The organism is Neptunicoccus cionae, assembly GCF_002860325.1.
GTDB classification, from domain to species: domain Bacteria; phylum Pseudomonadota; class Alphaproteobacteria; order Rhodobacterales; family Rhodobacteraceae; genus Amylibacter; species Amylibacter lutimaris.
Map to the genome: position 1 here is coordinate 241493 of NZ_PKOJ01000004.1, position 22920 is coordinate 264412.

Consider the following 22920-nt stretch of genomic DNA (forward strand, 5'->3'; position numbering starts at 1 on the left):
CGATCTGGCCAGCCCGACTACCCGCAAATTTACGTTTCCAACTGCCACCGCCTGATAGGGGATTAGGGGAATGACCTTTCTCATGCCTGCCCAAACTGCTTTGCGTTCAGCAATCCGCTGGCTTCTTGTCACATTGATCGCAGCACTGCTGGTGTTGATGACAACCCAGATAGTGATGCGCTACGGGTTCAACGCCTCGTTGTTGTGGGCGGAGGAAATCTGCCGCTACATGCTGATCTGGCTTTCGTTTCTTGGCATTGTACTGGCCTACGAAAGAGGAGAGGTCGCCGCCTTGGGCTTTCTGTCCTTGTCCCTGCCCCGCGTACCAGCCCTTTTACTTGGTTTGCTATGTACAGGGTTGTCCCTCCTGCTTTGTATATTGCTGGTCTGGTATGGTCTGAAATTTGCCGATCTGGCCGGAAGTTCGAAAATCCCTGCCTTGCGTTTCATTCTTGAAGACCTGTTTGGTGCCAATGCCCCCGAAGCAGCGACGATCTATTGGGTCTACCTCGCGCTGCCGGTCGGCATGGCCTTTGTCGGGCTGCGTCTGGTCGTTGATCTGGTGTTGTGCCTGCGGGCGATCGGCTCCGGTGAGACTTTGAAAGACGCACTTCAGCGGTTTGAGAGCGGGGTGGCCCAATGACCCTCTACTTGATCACATTTATCGTTTGCCTGATCCTCGGCGTGCCGGTTGCCTTTTCGCTGGGTCTGGCCTCGGTTGCCTATCTGCTGGTGAACGACCAGTGGCAGTTGATGATCGGTTTCCCCCAGAAGATGATTGCAGGGGTCGATAATTTTGTTCTGCTGACAATTCCTTTCTTTATCCTTGCAGGCAACCTGATGAATTCTGCCGATCTGACCCGTCAGATCGTGCGGTTTGCACAAATGCTGGTGGGCCGTGTCAAAGGCGGGCTGGCGATGGTTAATGTACTGGCCTCCATGATGTTTTCCGGTGTGTCCGGTGCGGCCACTGCGGAAGCCTCTGCAATCGGTTCCGTCATGATCCCGGCCATGCGCCGCGACGGATATCGCGCGGAATATGCCGCGGCGCTGACAGCCGCAGGTTCGATCCTTGGTCCGCTTGTACCGCCTTCGCTGGCGCTGATCCTTTACGGGGTTCTGACCAGCACGTCGATTTCGAGCCTGTTTCTGGCGGGGATCGTGCCAGCCTTCACGCTGTGCGGGCTGTTGATCCTGTACACCTTGTGGCGCGCCCGCGTGGAAGACCACCCCGTTCCGGCCCCTGTCGCCAAAGAAGAACGTTTCGGTCTGACCCTGCGGGCCCTGCCCGCGCTGATGCTGCCGGTGATCATTGTCGGTGGCATCCGCGCAGGGATCTTCACCCCGACAGAAGCCGCCGCAGTTGCCGCCGTTTACGCCTTGTTGATCGGCTTGTTCCTCTATCGCACGCTGTCCCCGTCAAAGATCGTCACCGCCTTTTACGACACAGCCACCATGACCGCGGGTGTGATGCTGATTGTGGCAGTCGCTTCTATGACATCGTTTATTTTGGGGATCGAAAACATCCCACGCGCCATTGCCGCACAAATGCGCGACATCAGCGAGCAGCCTTGGGTTCTGATCCTGCTTTTGAACATCGTTCTGCTGGTCTTGGGCCTGTTTCTGGAACCGCTCGCTGCCCTTGTGCTGGCGATGCCGATCCTGAACGAGGTCTTCCCGCTGCTGCAAATCGACCCTGTGCAATTCGGTGTCATGGTGGTTCTGAACCTGATGATCGGAATGATCACCCCGCCCGTCGGGCTCTGCCTGTTCATTGTCGCTGCCATCAGCCGCGAACCGCTGGAAAAAGTCGCATTGGCCATTCTGCCGATGATCGGACTTTGCCTGCTGGTTTTGATGCTCGTGGCCTTTGTCCCTGTCCTGTCCCTTGGCTTGCCAACCCTATTGGGAGGAAACTGATGCCACCCACCACCGATTCAAACCGCACGAACCAGTCCACTGTGGCCGCTTTCGCGGTGCTTGAGGAAATGGCCCAACACACCGAAGCGGCCCGCGTGACGGATATCGCCAATGCGCTCGGAATGCCGCGCGCGCGCACCCACCGCTATCTGCAAACGCTAGTGCAACTGGGCTATGTGCGGCAGGACGCAGCGACCGAACGCTATCGTCTGACACTGAAACTGTTCCATCTGGGGCAGGCCATTGCGGACGGCACCCAACTGACAGCCGTGGCGCGCCCTGTCATGGCTGCCTTGCGCGATAGTATTCAGCAGACCGTCACCCTGTCCATCCCCGAAGAAGCAGGCATGCGGGTGATTGACATTGTGCGGGTGGAAACCCCTGTGCAGATCATCACCCGACCGGGTGCGCTGTTGCCGCTGCACAGTTCCGCGCAGGGAAAGGTGGCGCTGGCCTGGGGAAACAAGTCCCTGCTGGATCGGTTCAACGCGCGGCTGGAAGCAGGCGATCCCGAACTGGCCGGACTGGACCGCGACACCCTGCAAAGCCAAATCGCAGAAGCGCGGTCCAAGGGTTGGGCAATGGCCCCGCAGGAAATCCTGCCCGGAGTGAACGCCATCTCGACACCTGTCTTTGACAGTGACGGGCAGTTCGTCGCCACGATCACTGTTGTCGGTTCTGTCCAGCAGATCACATCCGAACCCGACTCGTCCTACATCCGCGCCGCACTTGATGCAGCCCGCGAAATTTCGACCAATTTAGGCTATCTGGAGTACCCCGTATGACCCGACATTCCCTTGCAATCGACATTGGCGGCACGTTTACCGATGCTGTACTGTTGTCCTCGGACGGGCAAAGCTATGTGGATAAAACCCTTACAACCCACAATAACCTGCTCGAAGGGTTTTTCAGAGGTGTCGATCTGGTGCTGGGCCGTGCCGGCCTGACAGCAAAAGACGTGGATGATGTGGTTGTCCACGCCACCACCGTTGTGACCAACGCATTGATCGAACGCAAAGGCCCGCCCGTGGCGCTGATCCTGACGGAAGGCTTCCGCGATGTGCTCTATATCCGCGAGGAACACCGCTATGATATGTACGATCCGCAGATCGAATTTGCCGAACCGCTGATCCCCTCCGATCGCACCTTCACGCTAAAAGAACGCACCTTCGCAGATGGCTCCGTTGGCACCCCCGTTGACGCCGATGCCGTACGCGATGTGATCCTCCAGTGCCGCGAAAAAGGTATCGTTTCGGTGGCTGTGTGTTTCCTCAATTCCTACCGCAACGGCGCGAATGAAGATGACGTGCGCCGGATTTTTGCGCAAGAGGCGCCGGACATTTATGTATCTCTGTCCTCCGTCATCGCACCGCAAATGCGCGAATACCTGCGGGCCTCGACCGTGGCAATCAACGCCTATACCGTGCCTATTACGCGCCCCTATCTGACCGCATTGATCGAGGAACTGAAAACCCGCGGCTTTAACCAGCAACCCCTGATCATGCTATCGAACGGCGGCGTGATCGGCGCGGAACGGGCCAGCACCATGCCCGTGCGCATGATCGAAAGCGGCCCCGCAGCTGGCGCGTTGGTGGCCTGCTATTTCAGCCGCATCTTTGATATTCCCGATCTGATTTCCTTTGATATGGGCGGCACCACTGCCAAAGCCTGTCTGGTGCAAAACCACGAACCCCTTGTCACTGGCACATTCGAGGTGGACCGTCGCTACCGCTTCAAACCCGGATCGGGCATGCCGATCACCGTGCCATCCATCGACATGATCGAAATCGGCGCAGGCGGCGGGTCTATTGCATCTGTGGACGATCTTGGCCTGCTGAAAATCGGCCCTGAAAGTGCCGGATCCATGCCCGGACCTGTCAGCTACGGGCGGGGCGGAACCGATCCTTGTGTTACAGATGCTGATCTGGTGCTCGGCGTTCTGGATGCCGATAACTTCCTTGGCGGTGACATGGCGCTGGACCTAGCCGGAGCGCAAGCCGCCTATGATGCGCTTGGCGATGCGCTGTCCCTGCCCCGCCATCAAGCCGCTTGGGGCGTGTTCGAAGTGGTCTGCGAACAGATGGCCGCGGCCACCCGCACCCATGCGACCGAACGGGGCATTGATTATCGCGGCATGCCGCTTCTGGCTTTTGGCGGCGCGGGTCCGGTACACGCCTGTATGGTGGCCGAACTGACCTCCAGCACCAAGGTAATCTACCCCCCGCTGGCCTCTGTTTTGTCGGCTTTCGGCACGCTCGTCACACCGGCGCAAATTGATCTGGTGCGCAGCCATGTCAGCCCCCTTGAATCGCTCGATTGGGATGCTGTTGATACACTTCTGGATGCCATGACCGGCGAAGGTGCAGCAGCTTTGGCCGAGGCCGGCATCCGAGAAGAGGACTTCCACTTCGGCTTTGCCCTTGAAATGCGCTATCTCGGTCAGCAATCCGAAGTGCGTATCACGCTCGACCTTGATCCGCGCAAATCCCGTGATAGCGACGCAATCAAAGAGTTGTTTGAAGCGGAATATTTGCGCCAGTACGGGTTGAAACTGGACGGCATGAAGATCGAAACCGTCAACTGGCTCGTCACTGCTTCAGGCGTGCAGCCGGATCGCAACGCATCGAAATCCGCGGGCGCGGACACATCCGGCCCGAAAGGCACCCGCCCCGTTTACATCCGCGGAGAGGCCCAAGATGTGCCGGTCTGGTCGCGCGACGCAATTACCCCAAACGACAGCATAATTGGCCCGGTCATCATCGAGGAACGGGAAACAACCATCTTCGTTCTGGAAGGCTGGACAGTCACCTATCACGAGAGCGGAAGCCTCGTTGCAGAAAAATCGGGAGAGAAATGATGGACGGCGTAGAACTGCAAATCCTCTGGAGCAATATGATCGGCATCGTCAGCGAACAGGCCCGCGCCCTGCAACGCATCGCCTTCAGCCCTATCGTGCGCGAAGCGGGCGATCTGGCCAACGGGTTGTTTGACGAAAAAGCCCGCATGGTGGCACAGGCGGTCACAGGCACCCCCGGTCACATCAACTCTCTGGCGGCTGCCGCACGGAACCTGTTGAAGGACTATGACCCTGCCAGCCTGAAACCCGGCGATGTGCTGATCACCAATGATCCGTGGATGTCTGCGGGGCATTTCTTTGACATCACGGTCCTGTCGCCAATTTTCCGCAACGGGCGCATCATCGCCTATGCAGGATCGACCATCCACCATTCCGATATCGGCGGCTATGGTATCGGGTCAGGCGCGCGCGACATCCACGAAGAGGGCCTTTGGATTCCCACAATGAAGCTCTATGAAGAAGGCCGCCCGAACGAGACCCTGTTCCAGATCATCAAACGGAATGTGCGCACACCCGATGCGCTGATGGGTGATCTGGGGGCGCAAGTGTCTTCGGGCATGATCGCCTCTGAACGGCTGAACGCCCTGTGCGACCGCTACGGACTGGAGGATATCTCAGAACTTTCGGAAGCAATCATTACTAAATCGGAAACCGCCACTCGCGATGCAATCCGCAAACTGCCCGCTGGCACCTATCATGGATCGTCCAAATTCGATGTTCCGGGCGGCGAGGTGATCGAGTTGAAAACCGCAGTCACCATAGACGCGGAAAAAGGCGAAATCGAAATCGACTTTGAAGGCAGTTCCGGCCCGAGCGCGATGGGGATCAATGTTGTTCCGGCCTACACGCACGCCTATGCGACATTTGCGGTGCGCTCCACTCTCAACCCTGATCTCCCGAATAACGCGGGATCTTTGACGCCTATTAAACTGAAATTGCCTGAAGAATGCGTAGTGAACGCTAAGTATCCGTCGCCCGTAAACGCCCGCCACGTGGTCGGCATGTACGTGCCCTTCCCGATCCTCAAAGCGCTGGCACAAGTGGTGCCGGATGCAGTGGTTGCCGAAGGGTCCGGTGCAGTCTGGACCGTTCAAATTCAGGGGCGCGACGCAGACGGCAAACCCTTCACTTCTTCCATGTTCAACTATTCCGGCGGCATGGGCGCGCGCGCGACAAAACCGGGTATTTCCGCCGTCTGTTACCCCACAGGCGTGTCGGCGGTTCCGGTGGAAGTGCTCGAAGCCTCCTACCCGATCGCCTTTACCTGCAAGGAACTGGAACACGGAACCGGCGGTGCTGGCAAACAGCCCGGCGGCGATGGTCAGCGGATCGGCTATAAAATGCGCACCGATCGCCCGTGGCTGCTCAACACCATCCCGTCCCGCCTGACGTCCGGTCCGGAAGGTTTGCTTGGGGGCTCCGACGGAGCAGCAGGTAGCTTCAAGATCAACGGAAAATCTGTTAGCGACACTCGTAAGAAAGAGATGCAACCGGATGACGAGGTCATGATGGTCACGCCGGGTGGTGGCGGATACGGGGCGGCGTAATGTCTTACCGTGCCACCTTTGCAAAACGACTGCGGGCAAGAGACCGTTTGGTCGGCAGCTTCATAAAATCAAGTGATCCGGCGAATGTGGAAATACTGGGCCTTGCGGGGTTTGACTTTGCCATTCTGGACGCAGAGCACGCCGCCATTGATCGGACCACCATTGCCGCAATGGCAATGGCAGCGCGGGCAGCAAAGCTGCCATTGCTGGTGCGTATCCCTGAAACCGGACACCATTGGGTTGCGACGGCACTGGATGCGGGGGCTGCGGGAATTATGGCCCCACAAGTACGCGACGCAGAAATGGCGCGTGCCTTGGTGGCTGCGACCCGCTTTGGTGCGCAAGGGCGCGGCTTTTCCCCTTCTACTGCAGGGGCGGACTATGGCGCACGTGGTATCTCGGCCCATCTGAAACAGGTCGCACAGGAAACGGTCCTGATCTGCCAGATAGAGGATGAACCCTCCGTCGCACAGGCTGGCGACATTGCTGCCGTTAACGGTGTTGACGGGCTTCTGCTCGGGCCGGTTGATTTGACGGTTTCACTCGGCCTGACCGACCCGGCTGCCGCAGAAGTCGAAACACTCTGTCAGGACACCATCACCGCGGCCGAGGCGACGGGAACCGCCGCGGGGCTGTTTCTGGGGAATCCGGCAGACAGCGGAAAATGGCAGAAAGCTGGGGCAAACCTGTTTGTTATCGGCAGCGATCAGGCATTTCTGATGGGGGCGGCGAGGACTGCGTTGAAACAATTCGGACACAATTCGTAACCATGCGGCACAACGAAAAAAGCGCCTCTTTTGCCCGTGACAGGGCTGGGTCAACTTGCCATAGTTCCGCCAAATGAGGAGAAAACCATGACACATGACATTTGCATCGTTGGCAGTGGCCATACCAAATTCGGCCGGCTGGACGAAAATCTCGAAGACATGATCGTAGCTGCGACCCGCGAAGCGATTGAAGAAGCGGGCGTTGATCCGGCGGATATCGACGCGCTGTTTCTGGGGCATTTCAACTCCGGCATGGTCAGTGACGGTTTTGCCTCGTCGCTGATTATGCAGGCCTATCCGGAGTTCCGCTTCAAACCGGCCATGCGGGCTGAGAACGCCTGTGCCTCCGGCTCCGCAGCGATCCATGCTGGGATGAACGCAATCAGGGCGGGCAAGGCGAAAACCGTGCTGGTTGTCGGGGCTGAAAAGATGACCCACCGCCCGACAGCTGATATTACAACTGCATTGGCGGGTGCCGGATACCAGAACGACAGCACCGAAGCAGGGCTGAGCTTTCCACAGGTGTTTGCACTGGCGGCCAAAGCCTATGGCAAGCAGTATGACAGCCCGCTTGATGCGATGGCGCGGATTGCGTCCAAGAACCATATGAACGCAATGGATAACCCGCTGGCGCAGATGCAAAAGCCTTTCACCTTTGAGGATTGCAGCCAGATCACCAATCGCAATCCGGAAATCGCCCCTCCCCTGCGCCTGACCGACTGTTCGCTGGTCACGGACGGGGCGGCGGCTGTGGTGCTGACCACCGGTGAAAATGCGGTGAATTTCCCCAAGGTGGCGGGTTTCCGTGCGGCGGCCCATGTCAGCGATACGTTGCCCATGTCCTCCCGCGATTTCCTGAAATTCGAGGGTCCGGAGCGGGCGTTCCAGAATGCCTTTGCAGACTCCGGCACCACTGTGAAAGACATCGACTTTGCCGAAGTGCATGACTGTTTCACCATTGCAGAACTGCTCACCTACGAAGCGATGGGCCTGACAGAAAAGGGTCAGGGCGCACGGGCGCTGGAAGACGGCACGGTGTTCAAGGATGGCGCATTACCGGTAAACCTGTCCGGCGGGCTGAAGGCGAAGGGCCACCCTGTTGGCGCGACCGGCGTGTCCATGCACGCACTGGCCTTCCGTCAGGTGACAGGTCAGGCAGGTGGCATCCAGAAAGACGGGGCGAACCTTGGTTTGGTCTTTAACATGGGCGGTTCCGGCGTGGCCAACTACGTCTCTGTTCTGGAAACTGTAAAAGCGTGATAAAATGAACCTCGCTCATTGGCTGCACCAGACTGCGCGGACCCGTCCTGCGCGCCCTGCAATCCAGACAGGCGAGGATCTTCACGCCACATACGAAGATTTTGCTGCGCAAAGCTGTGCCATCGGCCAGCACCTTGCGCAGCACTACAACATCAAAAAGGGCGACCGCGTTGCCCTTTTCACCCGAAACTGCGCCGAATATCTGGAAATTCTCTACGGAGTCCTGTGGATCGGCGCAGTGATTGTTCCGATCAATTACAAACTCCACCCGCGAGAGGCCGCCTGGATTATCGACAACGCCCGCGCTTCGGTTGTTATTACCGAAACCGGCAATGTGTTTGGTGAAGATGCCTCCCTGCCCTGCCCCGAACTTGGCTTGACCGACTTCAATTCACTGCCCCGCGACGTCTATCAACCGCCCCGCCCCGTGGCGATGGATGATGTGGCGTGGCTGTTTTACACGTCCGGTACCACGGGGCGGCCCAAGGGGGTGATGATCACCCACAGGAATATCCACGCGATGGCAGGCAGTTATACGCTGGATGTAGACAGTGTCTCTCCCGATGACGTCTCGCTTTATGCGGCACCCATGTCCCACGGGGCGGGGCTTTATAACTTCCAGTTTGTGCGGGCCGGTGCGCGGCACCTGATCCCCCCGTCCCAAGGGTTTGATCCGGCGGAAATTGCCGCACTCGGCGGGCAGTTCGGCAATCTTGTGTTTTTTGCCGCCCCTACAATGATCAAGCGGCTGGTGGAATACGCCAAGGCCGATGGCTATGACGGCAGCGGTATCCGGACGGTAATTTACGGCGGTGGTCCGATGTATCTGGCCGACATAAACGAGGCGCTGAGGGTGTTGGGACCAAAGTTCGTGCAGATTTACGGACAGGGCGAAAGCCCGATGACCATCACCGCCCTGCCCCGCGATCTGGTGGCAGACCGCGCGCACCCTGATGCCGAGTCGCGGCGCGTGTCGGTCGGTTTCGCCCAAACCTGCGTCACCCTGCGCGTGGTGGATGACGCAATGAACGATATGCCTTCGGGCGAAACGGGCGAGATCATCGTGCAGGGCGACAGTGTAATGGCAGGGTATTGGGACAATCCGGAAGCGACCGGAAAAACCTTGCAGGACGGCTGGCTGAAAACGGGCGATATGGGACGGTTTGACGGAGATGGCTTTCTCACCCTGACAGACCGGTCCAAAGACGTCATCATTTCGGGAGGCAGCAACATTTACCCCCGCGAGGTAGAAGAAGTCCTGCTGACCCATCCCGATGTGTTCGAGGTCTCGGTCGTGGGGGCAACGGATGCCGAATGGGGAGAGATCGTGGTAGCATTTATTGTCTTTGAACAGGACAGGGCTTGCGATACGGCGCAGCTCGACGACTGGTGCAGGTCGCAAATCGCGTCTTTCAAAAAGCCGAAGCGATACGAAATCCTGACTGCTTTACCAAAGAACAGTTACGGAAAAGTGCTGAAAACAGAGCTGCGTCAGCGTCTTTAACCTCTAGCGTAATCTGATCGCGAAAAGATGAGACCGCTTTCCCTTCGCATTTAGACCGTTCCGGCCTAAGTGTGGAGAAAGAAGGCGTAGAAATGACCAGAAAAACTGACAGAGAACAAACCGTACTTGTGTTGCAGGGCGGCGGTGCGCTTGGTGCTTATCAGGCGGGCGCTGTAGAAGAACTGGACGCCCGCGGGCATCATCCCGACTGGGTGGCGGGCATCTCCATCGGTGCGATTAACGCAGCCCTCATTGCGGGCAACCCGCCGGAGACCTGCGTTGATCAACTTCGGGCGTTCTGGACGCGGATCACCTCTAACACAGCATACCTGACACCCTTGAAATTCAACACTGCCCTGACCGTTTTCAATAACATCAGCGCAGCGGCCACCATGACAACAGGCGCTCCCGGTTTTTTCCAGCCCCGTGTCCCCCCTGCCCCGATGCGCCTGCCCGGACAGGAGGGCGCGGACAGCTATTACGATACCTCTGAACTGCGCGAAACCCTGCTGGAACTGGTAGATTTCGACCGGCTGAACAACGGTCCCACCCGACTGAGCATCGGGGCGGTTAATGTGGCCACTGGAAACATGACCTGGTTTGACAGCGCACGGGAAACCATCCGCCCCGAACATATTATGGCCAGCGGTGCACTCCCTCCGGGTTTTCCGGCAGTCGAAATTGACGGGCAATTCTACTGGGACGGCGGACTGGTTTCCAATACACCATTGAAATATGTACTGGACCATCCCGGCGACAGCAGCGAGATGTGCATCTTTCAGATTGACCTTTTTAACGCCAAAGGGCCGGTGCCCCAATCGGTCTGGGACATTGAATCCCGTGTTAAGGACATCCGCTATTCCAGCCGCACGCGGTTTAACACCGAAATGATGAAACGCCTGCACCAGCAACGTGAAGCGGCTGAAAGACTGTTTAAAAAACTCCCAAAAGAGCTGCAAAATGATCCCGACGCCCGCGCACTGTTGTGCGAAGACGACGAACCGGATATCGCAATAGTGCACCTGATTTACAGGCAGGCCCAGTATGAGGGAGGCTCTAAAGATTACGAGTTTTCCCGCAATTCAATGCTGGACCGTTGGGCAGCAGGGCGCGAAGATGTGATGGAAACCCTGACCCATCCGGACTGGGAGAACCGCCACAAGTCCGAAGGGCGGATCGGCATTTACGATCTTGCCGGAGACAGATGGAACAGACACAGGACCGCAAAGGAAGCGAAATGAATTTGAAAGACAAAGTTTGCATTATCACCGGCTCTGCCAGAGGCATCGGGGAATCTATTGCGCGGCGTTATATGGAGGACGGCGCGAAAGTGGTCATTGCGGATCTTGACCTTGATGCGGCCAAAGAGACAGCGGCACGGTTAACCGACGAATTCCCCGGAACGGCCATGGGTGTTGCAATGGATGTGACCGATGAAGACGCCGTCAATGCAGGTGTGGCCGAGGTGATCGACGCTTGGGGACAGATCGATGTTCTTGTATCAAACGCCGGTGTTCAGATCGTCCATCGGGTCGAAGATTTCCCCTATTCCGCCTGGAAGAAAATGCTGGCGATTCATCTGGATGGCGCGTTCCTGACCACCAAAGCCTGCCTGCCCCATATGTATAAGGCCGGGTCCGGCTCGGTTATTTTGATGGGGTCGGTGCATTCCAAAGAAGCCTCTCCCCTGAAATCCGCTTATGTTACGGCAAAGCACGGTTTGCTGGGCCTGTCCCGCGTTATCGCCAAAGAAGGGGCGGCCCATGGTGTGCGCTCCAATGTGATCTGTCCGGGCTTTGTGAAGACACCGCTGGTGGAAAAACAGATCCCCGAACAGGCCAAAGAGTTGGGCATCTCCGAAGAGGAAGTGGTCAAGACCGTGATGCTCGGCAAGACTGTGGATCAGGAGTTCACGACCGTGGAAGACGTGGCCGAGGTCGCGCATATGTTCGCCGCCTTCCCGACCAATGCCCTGACCGGACAGTCACTGGTCGTCAGCCACGGCTGGTTTATGGAGTAGGCGCTGGTGCCGGCGGAAACCGCAGGCTAACCCGCAAACCGGGCTCGTTTGACTCCAGTGTCAGGCGGGCCTCGTGCAAATCGGCAATGACTGAAACAAGGCTAAGGCCAAGTCCGCTGCCCGAAGTCGTGCGGCTTTGCTCCAGCCGGTAAAGGCGCCGTAGTACGTTGTCCCGCTCCTGTTCGGGAATGCCCGGCCCCTTATCCGCAACAGTCAGAACAACATTCGCGCCGGACCGGTCCAGCCGCACATCTATTGGTGTTCCTTCGGGCGTGTGGCGCAGGGCATTTTCAATAAGATTGGCGAGCACCTGTCCCAGCAGCGCTTTGTCGCCCATTACCGTAAGTCCCGTTCCCTCGGGTGCAGTCACCGTCAGGCTGTGGCCCGTTTCCTCGGCAGAGGGTTCGTAAACTTCTACGAAAGTGCCAGCCAGTTTTGCCAGATCAACCGGCACGAAGCGGGATTTCGGACTGCCGCCTTCGATCTGTGCGATTTGGAGCAAAGACTGGAAAGTTGCTACGATCCCTTCGGTTTCCTGTCCGGCGCGGTGCATCAAATCCTCCAGCTCCGGCGGGAGATCCGGCATTTCGCGCGCTTGGTTCAGCATCACAGCAACCCGCTGGATCGGTGTCTTCAAATCATGGGCAATATCGGCCGAGACCTGTTTGAGCGCCGCCACCGAAGATTGCTGCGCCTGTCCCATCCGGTCCACATGGGTCGCAATGAACGACAGGTCATCCCTGCGCCCTGACAATTTTGGCACCCGCGCCCCAAGATCGCCGCCCGCCATCTTGTCCAGTGTGTCCCCGATTGCCCTGATCCGCCGCGCCGTGCGCCGTGCCAGAACCAGACCTGCAGTCATACCGATAGCGGTGGTGGGCAGCACGCTGAGCAGCAGGATCTTTATGAAAAAGTCGCTCAGATTGTCGATCTGCGCCCGACTGATGGCAATGGTCAGCCGCCCCCCGTAAAGCGGGCGGCTGACCGCCAGATAGGTTAGTTGAGACAGGTCATCGTCTTTGGAAATCGACAGCACGCGAAACCCGTCTTCGGTCAGGGCGATATAGCCGTTGCCATAATGCCGCCCGTCCGGTGCGGTGTAGCTGAGGATACGACGGTCGGAGCGTGTAACAGCGGCCTCGGCCTTGACCAATGCGGCCACGGCCCCGGCGGTCGGGGCGGCTTGGAAGCCGGCGAACTCTTGTGTCAGATCGGACCGCATAGCCTGCTGCATGGAATCGCGGATCACCAGAAAGGCCGCCCCGAGACTGATCAGGCTGACCAACGCGAAAAGGGCAATCAACCCCACCGTCAGACGCAAGGGCGTGGATTGTAGCAGGTTGATCCGTCTGGGCGTGCGCTCTGCCATCAATCAGGATGCCTCTATCCGGTAGCCCGCACCGCGCACTGTTTTAATCAGTTCCGTATCAAAGGGTTTGTCCACTTTTGCCCGCAAGCGACTAATATGGGTTTCTACAACATTTGTCTGGGGATCAAAACTGATGTCCCAGACCGCCTCTAGCAGCATCGTACGTGTCTGCACGCGGTTCTTGCGCCGCAACAGATGTTCCAGCAAGGCAAATTCGCGCGGCAAAAGATCAATCTCTACGTCGCCCCGTGTGACCTTACGCCGGATCAGATCCATCGTCAGATCCCCTGCATGCAACGTATTTTCCATTTCAGCCATTTTCGGCCGCCGCGCAAGGGCCGCGACCCGTGCTGACAATTCGCCGAACGCAAAAGGTTTGATTAGATAGTCATCCGCCCCCGCGTTCAGCCCGTCGATCCGGTCATCCACCCCGCCAAGCGAGGTCAGAAATAACACCGGCGTCAGGTTCTTCGCCCCTCGGAGGGTTTTAACAATCGACAATCCGTCGAGATCGGGCAGCATCCGGTCAATAACAAGGATATCATAATCCGAAGTGCTCGCGCGGATTAACCCGTCCCGCCCGTTTTCGATCAGATCAACCGTATGGCCCTCTTCACGCAGACCGTGGGCGACATAATCGCCCGTTGTCTTATCATCTTCGATCACAAGAATTTTCATCCGGCCTTCCTGAATTATCCACGCCCGATGGGATGCGGTCCTGCTGCTCTACACCAGAAAAGTCTAGTGCAGCGAGTTCATCTGCAAAGATTACAAATTTGTATAGCTGCTGCAAAGTCATCCTTAATTGCATGCCCCATCTCCTTGAAACAGGAACAAGACTACGGAGTAGCACCACATGACATCGACTATTATTTCCAAACCCCGCAAAACCCTGACTGCCGCGCTTATGGCTGCAACAATCGCCACAGGCGGTGCGATTTCTCTCTCGCCGTCAACAGCGCTCGCCGTTCCCGCTGGCGGTTACGCCGATCTGGTAGAAACCGTTACCCCCAGCGTGGTCTTTATCGAAGTTACGCAAAAGGCTCTGCCGGTTTCTGCAGAAAGCAAGCTGCTGCAACAATTCCAGAACCGTTACGGGCTTCAAGTGCCTGTGCCACCCCAAGCAGCCCCAAGAACCGGGCTCGGCTCCGGCTTTATCATCAGCGCTGACGGCGACATTGTGACCAATCACCATGTTGTGGCGGACGCAGATGAAGTTAAGGTAAAAATGGCCGACGGGCGCAGCTTTACGGCGACTGTAGTGGGCAGTGACTCGCTTACAGATATTGCCCTCCTTCGGATTGAAACAGACGAAGAATTGCCGGTCGTCAAATTCGGCAGCTCTGAAGAGATCCGTGTTGGCGACGAAGCCATTGCGATTGGCAATCCTTTCGGCTTGGGCGGCACAGTAACCACTGGTATTATTTCTGCTAAATCCCGAGACATCAAATCCGGCCCCTTTGACAATTACATCCAGACAGACGCTGCCATTAACCGCGGCAATTCCGGTGGACCGTTGTTCAACGCCGATGGTGAAGTCATCGGGGTGAACACCGCAATCTTCTCTCCGGATGGTGGATCGGTTGGCATTGGCTTTGCCGTTCCGGCAGACATGGTCAAAACGATCGTGGCCGATCTGTCCGCAGATGGCACCATTGATCGCGGCTGGCTGGGTGTCCAAATACGTCCGATGAGCGACGAAGTCGCCGCAGTTCTGGGCTATGACGCTCCGAAAGGGGCCGTCATCGAGGCGGTTCAGGCTGACAGCCCTGCAGATAAGGCCGGTTTCAAAGCAGGTGACATCGTTATGTCCTTCGCCGGAACCGAAATTGAAACGCTTCGGGATCTACCCCGCGCTGTGGCCGGTGCCGAACCGGAAAGCAAACAGACCGTTACCGTTCTGCGTAAAGGGCGTGAACTGGAACTGGAAGTAACGCTCGGGCATCTGCCAAAACAGGACGCCTGAAAATAACCCCGTATTCGGAAGGGTCGACAGTCAGCCCTTCCGGATAAATGTCTTCCCGGATCAGGCTTCCCCGAAAAGCCGGTCTGTGGAAGCTCCCACCGGTGTAGCAATGCGCCGGTGGATTTTTACATTTATTCTGACACTTGGACAAATGCTATTACGAATGTCACAGCTGAATAGAAACAACGAACGGCGCTTTACATTGCTTTCCTAAAGGAAAAGCGCCCCAGCTTGAAGCCTTCTTTCAAACTGTAATTCGGATCTCGTCCAGAATACCAAACTCCTGTTCCAATGCATGATGCAGCTCATCGAAAAGATGGGTTTGTATGTAATTGGCAACAAACCTGCTGGGCGCAAGAATTTCAGCTTTCCGATCTTTGCATACTTTCAAACTCAGACGGGAGTACCAGTTATTATGGATCGCCTCGTCTTTGCTTCGGAGAGCCTGTTGGACAGCCCGCCATGTTCCGGATCGTGTTTCCTTAGGTTCAGGTTCACTTGAAGGAAGAGAAGCCGCAGCGAAATCGACTTTAACCACATTTTCAACGCGCTGTGGGAAATAGCCAGCCATACGCTCCGCAAAGTCCGGCCCTATGGTATCCCATTGGTCGGCGGACAGTTTGGCAATAGCAGCGAGGTTCAGCACATAGGCGCCCACCCTGCCCCGCACGCCCTGCCGTTTGCAGGTCAGGATCTGGCTGTCGAGCAGCCGCTTTATTTCCCGCTTTACTGTGCGTTCGTTCACAGCCCACATACGGGCCATGTCCCGCTGACCAACTGAAAGTTCGTTCGCACGCCAGTTATACCGTGCTGTGACCAAAGCAGTCAGTCTGAGAACTGTCATCTGCTGGGTTGTCGTGCCGTTCAACCCGATTAGGGTCAATGCTGTGAGAATGTCATACTTTAGCGCCCCGGCCTCGGGGCCGGTTAGTCGCTTGGGTTCCATAGTTTGCCTGTCATACTGCTGCCTCTGATGCGATCGACTTTTTTATTGGTGTCGATTCTGTCTGCATTTGGAGGAGGCACGAATTCCCGTTTTTTGTCAATCACTTTGAAATATCGGGAAAAAGAGAGAAAAACTTAAAAAAGAGGAATAGATAAGGTTTATTGGTTAAGGGGGACATTCAGGATGTCACCTTATTGGGGCCTCGGTGTCACCTTATTTGCCTGTATAGGCAGGGTTGCTGTCCCCTTATTATTTATCTTACCCGGCAATTCGACCCGTTTTTCCTGTTTTTCGTCCGAATCGGGGGATTACAGGAAAATATCGAAAATTCGGTTTTGCTCTTTCTGTCAATTCCCGTTATTCAACATCTATGTGGCAAAAACAAGAGTAGAGCAATGCGCAACCATAAAGACCTTCAGCAGATGAACGAACGCAGTCTCGCACAACAGGCGGCGGTCCGGCGTTCAACTTTTTCCCCGGGCGAGGTTAAAACCCTGCGTCCTTTTTCTATATGGGAGATCAGCCAGTTTATGTTTGATGTGTCAGCGGACACACTTCGTAAAAAGCTGATGGATGATCCCTCCCTGCCCCAAGGGTCCACAGAAGAAGACGGTCGTCAACGCTGGTTTTCGCTGGAGGAGATTAACGAACTTCGCCGTCGCGCAAAGTTTCGCGGGAAGACGCTGCTTCCAAAGCGCCCAAAAGGTCGCGCCATGCGGGCGGCGGTTTCAAACTTCAAAGGAGGTGTCGGCAAGACAGTCGTGGCCCAGCATCTTGCCAATGCGGCGGCGCTCGACGGGTATCGGGTTCTTTGTGTCGATTTCGATCCGCAGGCGACATTGACCCACTCTATGGGTCTGACCGAGGTTAAGGAATGGAATACAGTCTGGGGTATCATGTGCCGCGATCTGTGCCGTGAAGCTGACAGGATTATAGAGAGCTACGATGATCCGGATGATTGCCCCTACCCTTCTTCCGAAGAATTGCCGGATGACGTGCGGTCTATCGGGTCGCAGCGGGTTCAGGATTTTATCCAGCCAACTTGCTGGCCGACGATTGATATTATTCCATCCTGCGCCAACGCGGCCTTTGTGGAATTTGCCTCTGCACAGTATCGGGCCTTGCATAAAGCGTGGAGCTTTTTTGGATGTATGGCGCGCTATCTTGATGAACTTCCGGACGATCAGTACGACATTATCATTTTCGATTGCCCGCCAGCGATTGGCTATCAATCTCTGAACGCTGCCTTTGCGGCAGACATTCTGTATATCCCGTCCGGTCCCGGATATTGGGAATATGACAGCACCACCAGTTACCTCGGGCAATTGGGCGATGCGATGGCAGATATATCTGATGGCTTCGGGGCGCTGGCGGAAGATGCCGGCATCACCCTGCCAAAAGCCTTTGCTGACATTCGCGTTTTGATGACCCGTTTTGAAAACACCAACCCGTTGCACGCTGCTATGATGGATGCCTTCCGGAACGTCTTTGGGGCGGACGTTTGTCAGAACCCGATCGAAATGACCCGCGCGGTCGAACAATCCGGCAGGTTCCAAATGTCGGTCTACGAGCAGGACTACCGGCATATGACGCGGGAAACTTGGAAACGGGCGCGGCACAGTTTCGATCGGGCATACGGCGAATTTCTCGGAACCGTGCTAGATGCCTGGGACAAAAGAAACGGCAGTGAGGGAGCGAAGCAATGACATCAAAAAACAAATTCGGATTTGGCCCTTTAGATACGACCGAACCTGTTTCTCGCAGATCGCGCAGTGTTGGCCCGATGGGGGCTGCGGTGCGCGAGGCTGCGGATAGTCTGCAGGAAACAACCGAAGCGAAAGTCGAACAGCGCCGTTTGAATGCACGGGATGCGAAGGAATTTCGGGAAGCGTCACAGCAAGGGCGTGTATTGCAGGCTTTGGACCTTTCGGAAATTTCAACCGATGAATTGCCCCGCGACCGTCTGGAACTGGAGGCTGTGGCTGTATCCGCTGAGATGGACGAGTTGAAGGCATCCATTCGCGAGCGCGGGCAGAAAGAACCGATCGAGGTTTTCTTGGGTGCCGACGGGGGGTATCAGTTGAAGAAAGGTTGGCGGCGGTTTACGGCGCTGACCCAGCTTCTGGAAGAAACCGGCGATCCGCAATTTAAAACCATTCTGGCGCGGGTGGATCGGGCGGACGATGACCGGATCACACGTTACATTGACATGGTCGAAGAAAATGTTGTGCGGGAGGATCTGACCTTTGCTGAAATGGCGCAGGTTGTTCTGGCCGCAGCGCAGGACGATCAGGTGGAAGGACGCGACCCCGATGCGCTCGTCGGGCGGCTTTATGCGTCGCTGCACAAAATGAAACGCTCTTACATTCGCAGCTTCGTCTATCTGTTGACGACGCTTGGCGATGCGCTGCAATGGCCGAAAGACGTTTCGCGCAACCTTGGAGCTGACGTGGCGCGGGCGTTGAAGTCGGGGCAGGGCGACATTGCAGAGCTTCGGCAGTCCCTGTCAAACTGTGCGAACCGCGATGCGCAGGCCGCGGTTTTGGCGGCGTTCGTCTCGGCATCGAAATCCGGCAACGGAACCAAGACAATCAAAAGCGAACCGAAGGAGAAGTTCGAGTTCCACGTCGGTGAATTAAAGGTCACTGCCCGCAATGGAGAGTGCCGGATCGTCGGGCGGGTTGATTTCGCGGGGGTGCCGAAAGATCAACTGGAGCGGGCCATTCGTGCGTTCAACGCTGCGCTTGGAGACTGAAGTAACCCGCGGGTTACGGTGTAAGGGGGGTAATCCACGGGTTACCCCTTTTTTTATGTGGTTAGCCGTTTTAAGGGGGTGCGAACGCTTGTTTGGGCGCGAAGCACTGGTGGAGAAAAGTATTTATAATGATTTTCAATGTGTTACGCGAATTTTAAGCGCTTCATCCAACATTTGATGCAAAATGGCGCAATGCGACCGGATTCTAGGCAATTCAGGTGTTGCATCCGGATTGAAGGCTGTGCAATTCCCCGCAAGAACTTGTTCCAAGCCACTGTTCTTAATAGGGAAGCGGGCAGTTTGTAACGCAGGGTAAAGTTGCATCCGCAAAAAATCTTGACCTGTTGGTCAGACTCATCGTTACATGTTGCCATCCAGAGGGAGATACACCGTGAAAATAGCAAACAAAATGAACCGTCGCCATTTCTTGGGGACGAGTGCAGCAACATCATTGTTAATTGGAACAGCCGGGGCAGGGCGCGTGCTCGCCGCGGAACCCATTAAAACCGCTGGTGTCTACACCGTGCCTGTTGAACAGCAGTGGGTCAGCCGGATTCACAAAGCCGCCGTAGCCGCGCAGGATCGGGGCGACATTGACTATTCGTTCTCGGAAAATGTGAGCAACACCGACTATGCCCGCGTGCTTCGCGAATATGCCGAAGCTGGCAACAAGCTCATCATTGGTGAGGTCTTCGGCGCTGAACAGGAAGCTCGCGAAGTGGCGGCGGAATACCCGGATGTTGCTTTCCTGATGGGGTCCAGTGTCAAGGAAGACGCTGCACTGCCAAACTTTGCAGTGTTTGATAATTACATTCAGGACGCGTCTTACCTGTCCGGAATCATTGCCGGCTCCATGACGGAGAGCGGGAACATCGGGCTCGTCGGTGGCTTCCCGATTCCCGAGGTGAACAGACTGATGCACGCCTTCATGGCTGGCGCGAAAGAGATGAACCCGGACATTAAATTCCAGGTCAGCTTTATCGGCAGCTGGTTTGATCCGCCCAAAGCCAAGGAAACCGCTTTCGCGATGATCGAAAACGGCGCAGACGTGCTGTATGCAGAACGCTTCGGTGTGTCTGACGCCGCCAAAGAAAAGGGCATTCTGGCCATTGGCAACGTGATCGACACGCAAGCAGAATATCCAGACACAGTGGTGGCGTCCGCCATCTGGCACTTTGAGCCAACGCTCGACAAAGCCATTGCCGAAGTTCAAGCCGGTACCTTTAAAGCCGCCGATTACGGTGTTTATTCCTTTATGGGTGAGGGGGGTACATCACTGGCGCCCCTTGGAACTTTTGAAGGTAAGGTTCCGGCGAAGGCTATGGATCTGGTGAAAACACGCGAAGCAGAGATCAAATCCGGAGCCTATACGGTAGAGATCAACGACGCCGAGCCGAAGTCATCCTGACCTTATGAGCACGCACCCAGAAGAGGTTTTGCGCCTCGACGGGATCACCAAACGTTTCGGAGAGCTGACCGCAAATGACGCGGTCAGCTTTTCTCTGGCAAAGGGTGAGGTCGTCGCGCTGCTTGGTGAAAACGGAGCTGGCAAAACCACATTGATGAACATTCTCTTCGGCCAGTATACGGCTGATAACGGGACGGTTTCTGTCTTTGGCAAGACACTTCCGCCGGGCAATCCCCGTGCGGCATTGGATGCGGGCGTGGGGATGGTGCACCAGCATTTCACGCTGGCCGATAACATGACCGTTCAAGAGAATATAACACTTGGGACAAGACCCTTGTTCAGTGCGCGGCTTGACCGCAAGGAGGCACGGAAGCGGATTATCGAACTGTCCGAACGCTTTCACCTTGCTGTGTCGCCGGACGCGAAAGTTGGCAGTCTGAGTGTGGGTGAAAGACAGCGGGTCGAGATCCTGAAGGCGCTTTACCGCGATGTGCGCATTCTTATTCTGGACGAGCCGACGGCAGTTCTGACACCGCAGGAAACGGACGATCTGTTTGCTACGCTGCGACAGGCGATTGCGAATGGTCTGTCCATTATTTTCATTTCTCACAAACTTCACGAAGTTATGGCGATTGCTGATCGTGTGGTTGTCTTGCGTCACGGAAAAATGGTGGATGGCGTTGCAATCAAAGACACTGATAAAGCAGCACTCGCTGCCCTGATGATGGGGGCGGAAGCGACACCTCCGGCCGTGGCGCCTGCTAATCCGGGTGAGACACTTATGGAGCTAAAGGGCGTATCTACGCCTGATATTGGCAGCGCCCCTGGATTGAAATCTGTCTCGCTTGAATTGAAGGCAGGGCAGATCATCGGTCTTGCTGGGGTTTCGGGAAACGGGCAGGCCGCAATGGCAGAAGTCGTTGGCGGACAGCGCGTTCCCGTAACAGGCTCTTTGGCCCTTTCGGGGCTGGAAATTCCCCAATGGTCACCGCGCAAGGCGGTTGAAAGTGGAATAGCCCGCATTCCGGAGGACCGGCACAAAACGGGAACGATTGCAGATTTCGATCTGACGGAAAACGCGATTCTGGAACGATACAGCAATACGCCGTTCAGTCGGGGAGGGTGGCTGGACTGGCGAAAATCCCGCAGTTTTGCCAACGAGATTATTGAGAAATACGACGTGCGGTGTCCGGGGCCGGACACGACGATCCGTCTGTTGTCCGGCGGGAATATGCAAAAGCTGATCCTCGGGCGTGTGCTTGAAGCTGCACCTCAGATCATCCTGGCGAACCAGCCGGTGCGCGGGCTTGATATCGGCGCTGTGAACTATGTGCATTCCCAACTTCTGGAAGCTCGGGATCGGGGGGCGGCGGTTCTGCTGATCTCTGAGGATTTGGATGAAATCATGGGTTTGGCAGATGTCATTCATGTGATAGCCGAAGGACGTCTGTCACCCGCCTTTAACCGCGGTGAAAAATCACCGGCAGAGCTTGGGTTATGGATGGCAGGGCAGGGGTTCGAGGAACCTGCGCGAAAACAAGAGAGTCACCATGCGTCTTGAACCGATAGAAAATCCGACTGTAATCCGGAGGCTGGGCCTGCCCGCCGCGGCATTGGCTGCGACCTTTCTGGTGGCTTCCCTGCTGGCAATGGTGGCAGGTGCCAATCCGTTTTCAGTCTTCGGGTTGATCATGAAAGGGGCGTTCGGATCAAAGTTTGCGGTACTGGAAACCTTGAACCGTGCAACGCCCCTGATCTTTACAGGTTTGGCGGTGGCCGTCGCCTTTCGCGCCAAATTCTGGAATATCGGTGCAGAGGCCCAGCTTTATGCTGGCGCACTGGTGACTGTGGTTCTGGGAACAGGGTTCCTCCCATGGCCGGCTTTTGCGATCTTACCGGCACTGTTTGTGTGTGCAATCTTGGCGGGTGCGATTGTTCTGTTGGTTCCGGCCCTTCTAAAGACCCGTTTCGGAGTGGACGAGGTTGTGACAACATTGTTGTTCAATTTTATCTTTTTACTGTTTATTTCCATGCTGCTGGAAGGCCCGCTTAAAGATCCGATGGGCATGGGCTGGCCCAAATCCGCACGACTGGTTCCAGAGGCGCGTCTGCCCCGTATCGTAGACGGGCTGCGGTTGCACTGGGGGTTTGCACTGGCGCTGATTTCGGCTGTACTGGTCTGGATCATTCAGACCAGAAGCACACTCGGGTATGAAATGCGTGCCGTCGGTCTGAACAAGGAAGCGGCAGCTTTTGCCGGTATTCCGGTCAATCGCGTGCTGGTGAAAACAGCACTGTTGTCCGGTGGTCTGGCCGCGCTTGCCGGATTTTCCGAAGTGGCGGGTCTGAAGGGGAGCCTGACGCTCGATCTGTCTCCGGGGTTCGGATACACGGGGATTATCGTGGCGATGCTGGCGCTGCTCAACCCGCTTGGTGTTGTTGTGGCGGCGCTTTTTGTTGCCGGCATTTTTGTCGGGGCTGATAGTATGAGCCGCGCTGCGGACGTGCCGACCTATCTGGCAGATATTATGCTGGCAAGCGCGCTACTGATGATGGTTTTGGCGATCATGCTGACCCGTTTCCGAGTGGTAAGAGGCTGAA

General features: G+C 56.5%; 19 protein-coding genes. 16 read left to right on the forward strand and 3 right to left on the reverse strand.

From position 1 onward, the window contains the following. Window positions 1-70: 70 nt before the first annotated feature. From C0U40_RS11900 to C0U40_RS11945, 10 genes are all read left to right on the forward strand, one after another. Window positions 71-643 carry a TRAP transporter small permease gene (locus C0U40_RS11900; protein ID WP_101656009.1) on the forward strand — a complete coding sequence of 191 codons (573 nt, stop codon included), beginning with the start codon at window positions 71-73 and terminating at the stop codon, window positions 641-643. Further along, window positions 640-1920, forward strand: coding sequence for a TRAP transporter large permease (locus C0U40_RS11905; RefSeq protein ID WP_101656010.1), 1281 nt, complete (start codon window positions 640-642; stop codon window positions 1918-1920). Before C0U40_RS11900 ends, C0U40_RS11905 begins: the two co-directional genes overlap by 4 nt. Further along, window positions 1920-2705: an IclR family transcriptional regulator gene (locus C0U40_RS11910; protein ID WP_101656011.1), complete on the forward strand. Its 786-nt coding sequence runs from the start codon at window positions 1920-1922 to the stop codon at window positions 2703-2705. Before C0U40_RS11905 ends, C0U40_RS11910 begins: the two co-directional genes overlap by 1 nt. Next, window positions 2702-4777 (forward strand): hydantoinase/oxoprolinase family protein, encoded by a 2076-nt coding sequence (locus tag C0U40_RS11915; RefSeq protein ID WP_101656012.1) that lies wholly within the window; start codon window positions 2702-2704, stop codon window positions 4775-4777. Before C0U40_RS11910 ends, C0U40_RS11915 begins: the two co-directional genes overlap by 4 nt. Next, window positions 4777-6324, forward strand: coding sequence for a hydantoinase B/oxoprolinase family protein (locus tag C0U40_RS11920; protein WP_101656013.1), 1548 nt, complete (start codon window positions 4777-4779; stop codon window positions 6322-6324). The genes C0U40_RS11915 and C0U40_RS11920 overlap by 1 nt, the downstream gene beginning before the upstream one ends. After that, entirely contained in the window at window positions 6324-7091 is a 768-nt protein-coding gene (locus C0U40_RS11925) for an HpcH/HpaI aldolase family protein (protein WP_101656014.1), read from the forward strand. The genes C0U40_RS11920 and C0U40_RS11925 overlap by 1 nt, the downstream gene beginning before the upstream one ends. A gap of 87 nt (window positions 7092-7178) precedes the next feature. Next, complete coding sequence (locus tag C0U40_RS11930; RefSeq protein WP_101656015.1) at window positions 7179-8351, forward strand: acetyl-CoA acetyltransferase; 1173 nt, start codon at window positions 7179-7181, stop codon at window positions 8349-8351. Window positions 8352-8355: 4 nt separating this feature from the next. Next, entirely contained in the window at window positions 8356-9855 is a 1500-nt protein-coding gene (locus tag C0U40_RS11935) for a class I adenylate-forming enzyme family protein (protein WP_101656016.1), read from the forward strand. Window positions 9856-9947: 92 nt separating this feature from the next. Next, window positions 9948-11096: a patatin-like phospholipase family protein gene (locus tag C0U40_RS11940; RefSeq protein ID WP_101656017.1), complete on the forward strand. Its 1149-nt coding sequence runs from the start codon at window positions 9948-9950 to the stop codon at window positions 11094-11096. Next, a complete protein-coding gene (locus tag C0U40_RS11945) occupies window positions 11093-11875 on the forward strand; it encodes a 3-hydroxybutyrate dehydrogenase (RefSeq protein ID WP_101656018.1) in 783 nt (260 codons plus the stop codon). Before C0U40_RS11940 ends, C0U40_RS11945 begins: the two co-directional genes overlap by 4 nt. Here C0U40_RS11945 and C0U40_RS11950 read toward each other — a convergent pair. Together C0U40_RS11950 and C0U40_RS11955 are read right to left on the reverse strand one after the other, a co-directional pair. Then, window positions 11865-13244, reverse strand: coding sequence for a HAMP domain-containing sensor histidine kinase (locus C0U40_RS11950; RefSeq protein WP_101656019.1), 1380 nt, complete (start codon window positions 13242-13244; stop codon window positions 11865-11867). The two genes, C0U40_RS11945 and C0U40_RS11950, sit on opposite strands and share 11 nt — an antisense overlap. A gap of 3 nt (window positions 13245-13247) precedes the next feature. Continuing rightward, window positions 13248-13922 carry a winged helix-turn-helix domain-containing protein gene (locus C0U40_RS11955; protein ID WP_101656020.1) on the reverse strand — a complete coding sequence of 225 codons (675 nt, stop codon included), beginning with the start codon at window positions 13920-13922 and terminating at the stop codon, window positions 13248-13250. Between the two features lie 178 nt (window positions 13923-14100). On the opposite strand from C0U40_RS11955, the gene C0U40_RS11960 reads away from it, so the two are divergent. Continuing rightward, window positions 14101-15210 (forward strand): Do family serine endopeptidase, encoded by a 1110-nt coding sequence (locus C0U40_RS11960; RefSeq protein ID WP_101656021.1) that lies wholly within the window; start codon window positions 14101-14103, stop codon window positions 15208-15210. Window positions 15211-15454: 244 nt separating this feature from the next. Here the strand turns inward: C0U40_RS11960 and C0U40_RS11965 are convergent, their stop codons facing one another. Next, window positions 15455-16156, reverse strand: coding sequence for a DnaA N-terminal domain-containing protein (locus C0U40_RS11965; RefSeq protein WP_101656022.1), 702 nt, complete (start codon window positions 16154-16156; stop codon window positions 15455-15457). Between the two features lie 395 nt (window positions 16157-16551). Between C0U40_RS11965 and C0U40_RS11970 the strand changes: the two genes are divergently transcribed. The 5 genes from C0U40_RS11970 (at window position 16552) to C0U40_RS11990 (ending at window position 22919) form a co-directional block, all read left to right on the forward strand. Next, entirely contained in the window at window positions 16552-17862 is a 1311-nt protein-coding gene (locus C0U40_RS11970; protein ID WP_101656023.1) for an AAA family ATPase, read from the forward strand. Next, window positions 17859-18911, forward strand: coding sequence for a ParB/RepB/Spo0J family partition protein (locus tag C0U40_RS11975; protein WP_101656024.1), 1053 nt, complete (start codon window positions 17859-17861; stop codon window positions 18909-18911). The genes C0U40_RS11970 and C0U40_RS11975 overlap by 4 nt, the downstream gene beginning before the upstream one ends. 409 nt (window positions 18912-19320) lie before the next feature. Beyond that, window positions 19321-20319, forward strand: coding sequence for a BMP family protein (locus C0U40_RS11980; protein WP_435673795.1), 999 nt, complete (start codon window positions 19321-19323; stop codon window positions 20317-20319). 4 nt (window positions 20320-20323) lie between these two features. After that, on the forward strand, window positions 20324-21880 hold the full coding sequence (locus tag C0U40_RS11985; protein ID WP_101656026.1) for an ABC transporter ATP-binding protein: 1557 nt from the start codon (window positions 20324-20326) through the stop codon (window positions 21878-21880). Beyond that, a complete protein-coding gene (locus C0U40_RS11990; RefSeq protein ID WP_101656027.1) occupies window positions 21870-22919 on the forward strand; it encodes an ABC transporter permease in 1050 nt (349 codons plus the stop codon). The genes C0U40_RS11985 and C0U40_RS11990 overlap by 11 nt, the downstream gene beginning before the upstream one ends. Window position 22920: the final 1 nt, after the last annotated feature.

What these genes read in the sequence shown, in the direction of transcription:
- C0U40_RS11945 (WP_101656018.1), top strand. Translation starts at nt 11,093, where the DNA reads ATGAATTTGAAAGACAAAGTTTGCATTATCACCGGCTCTGCCAGAGGC.
- C0U40_RS11905 (WP_101656010.1), top strand. Translation starts at nt 640, where the DNA reads ATGACCCTCTACTTGATCACATTTATCGTTTGCCTGATCCTCGGCGTG.
- C0U40_RS11935 (WP_101656016.1), top strand. Translation starts at nt 8,356, where the DNA reads ATGAACCTCGCTCATTGGCTGCACCAGACTGCGCGGACCCGTCCTGCG.
- C0U40_RS11990 (WP_101656027.1), top strand. Translation starts at nt 21,870, where the DNA reads ATGCGTCTTGAACCGATAGAAAATCCGACTGTAATCCGGAGGCTGGGC.
- C0U40_RS11965 (WP_101656022.1), bottom strand. Translation starts at nt 16,156, where the DNA reads ATGGAACCCAAGCGACTAACCGGCCCCGAGGCCGGGGCGCTAAAGTAT.
- C0U40_RS11950 (WP_101656019.1), bottom strand. Translation starts at nt 13,244, where the DNA reads ATGGCAGAGCGCACGCCCAGACGGATCAACCTGCTACAATCCACGCCC.
- C0U40_RS11900 (WP_101656009.1), top strand. Translation starts at nt 71, where the DNA reads ATGACCTTTCTCATGCCTGCCCAAACTGCTTTGCGTTCAGCAATCCGC.
- C0U40_RS11970 (WP_101656023.1), top strand. Translation starts at nt 16,552, where the DNA reads ATGCGCAACCATAAAGACCTTCAGCAGATGAACGAACGCAGTCTCGCA.
- C0U40_RS11940 (WP_101656017.1), top strand. Translation starts at nt 9,948, where the DNA reads ATGACCAGAAAAACTGACAGAGAACAAACCGTACTTGTGTTGCAGGGC.
- C0U40_RS11975 (WP_101656024.1), top strand. Translation starts at nt 17,859, where the DNA reads ATGACATCAAAAAACAAATTCGGATTTGGCCCTTTAGATACGACCGAA.
- C0U40_RS11925 (WP_101656014.1), top strand. Translation starts at nt 6,324, where the DNA reads ATGTCTTACCGTGCCACCTTTGCAAAACGACTGCGGGCAAGAGACCGT.
- C0U40_RS11920 (WP_101656013.1), top strand. Translation starts at nt 4,777, where the DNA reads ATGGACGGCGTAGAACTGCAAATCCTCTGGAGCAATATGATCGGCATC.
- C0U40_RS11985 (WP_101656026.1), top strand. Translation starts at nt 20,324, where the DNA reads ATGAGCACGCACCCAGAAGAGGTTTTGCGCCTCGACGGGATCACCAAA.
- C0U40_RS11960 (WP_101656021.1), top strand. Translation starts at nt 14,101, where the DNA reads ATGACATCGACTATTATTTCCAAACCCCGCAAAACCCTGACTGCCGCG.
- C0U40_RS11955 (WP_101656020.1), bottom strand. Translation starts at nt 13,922, where the DNA reads ATGAAAATTCTTGTGATCGAAGATGATAAGACAACGGGCGATTATGTC.
- C0U40_RS11910 (WP_101656011.1), top strand. Translation starts at nt 1,920, where the DNA reads ATGCCACCCACCACCGATTCAAACCGCACGAACCAGTCCACTGTGGCC.
- C0U40_RS11980 (WP_435673795.1), top strand. Translation starts at nt 19,321, where the DNA reads ATGAACCGTCGCCATTTCTTGGGGACGAGTGCAGCAACATCATTGTTA.
- C0U40_RS11915 (WP_101656012.1), top strand. Translation starts at nt 2,702, where the DNA reads ATGACCCGACATTCCCTTGCAATCGACATTGGCGGCACGTTTACCGAT.
- C0U40_RS11930 (WP_101656015.1), top strand. Translation starts at nt 7,179, where the DNA reads ATGACACATGACATTTGCATCGTTGGCAGTGGCCATACCAAATTCGGC.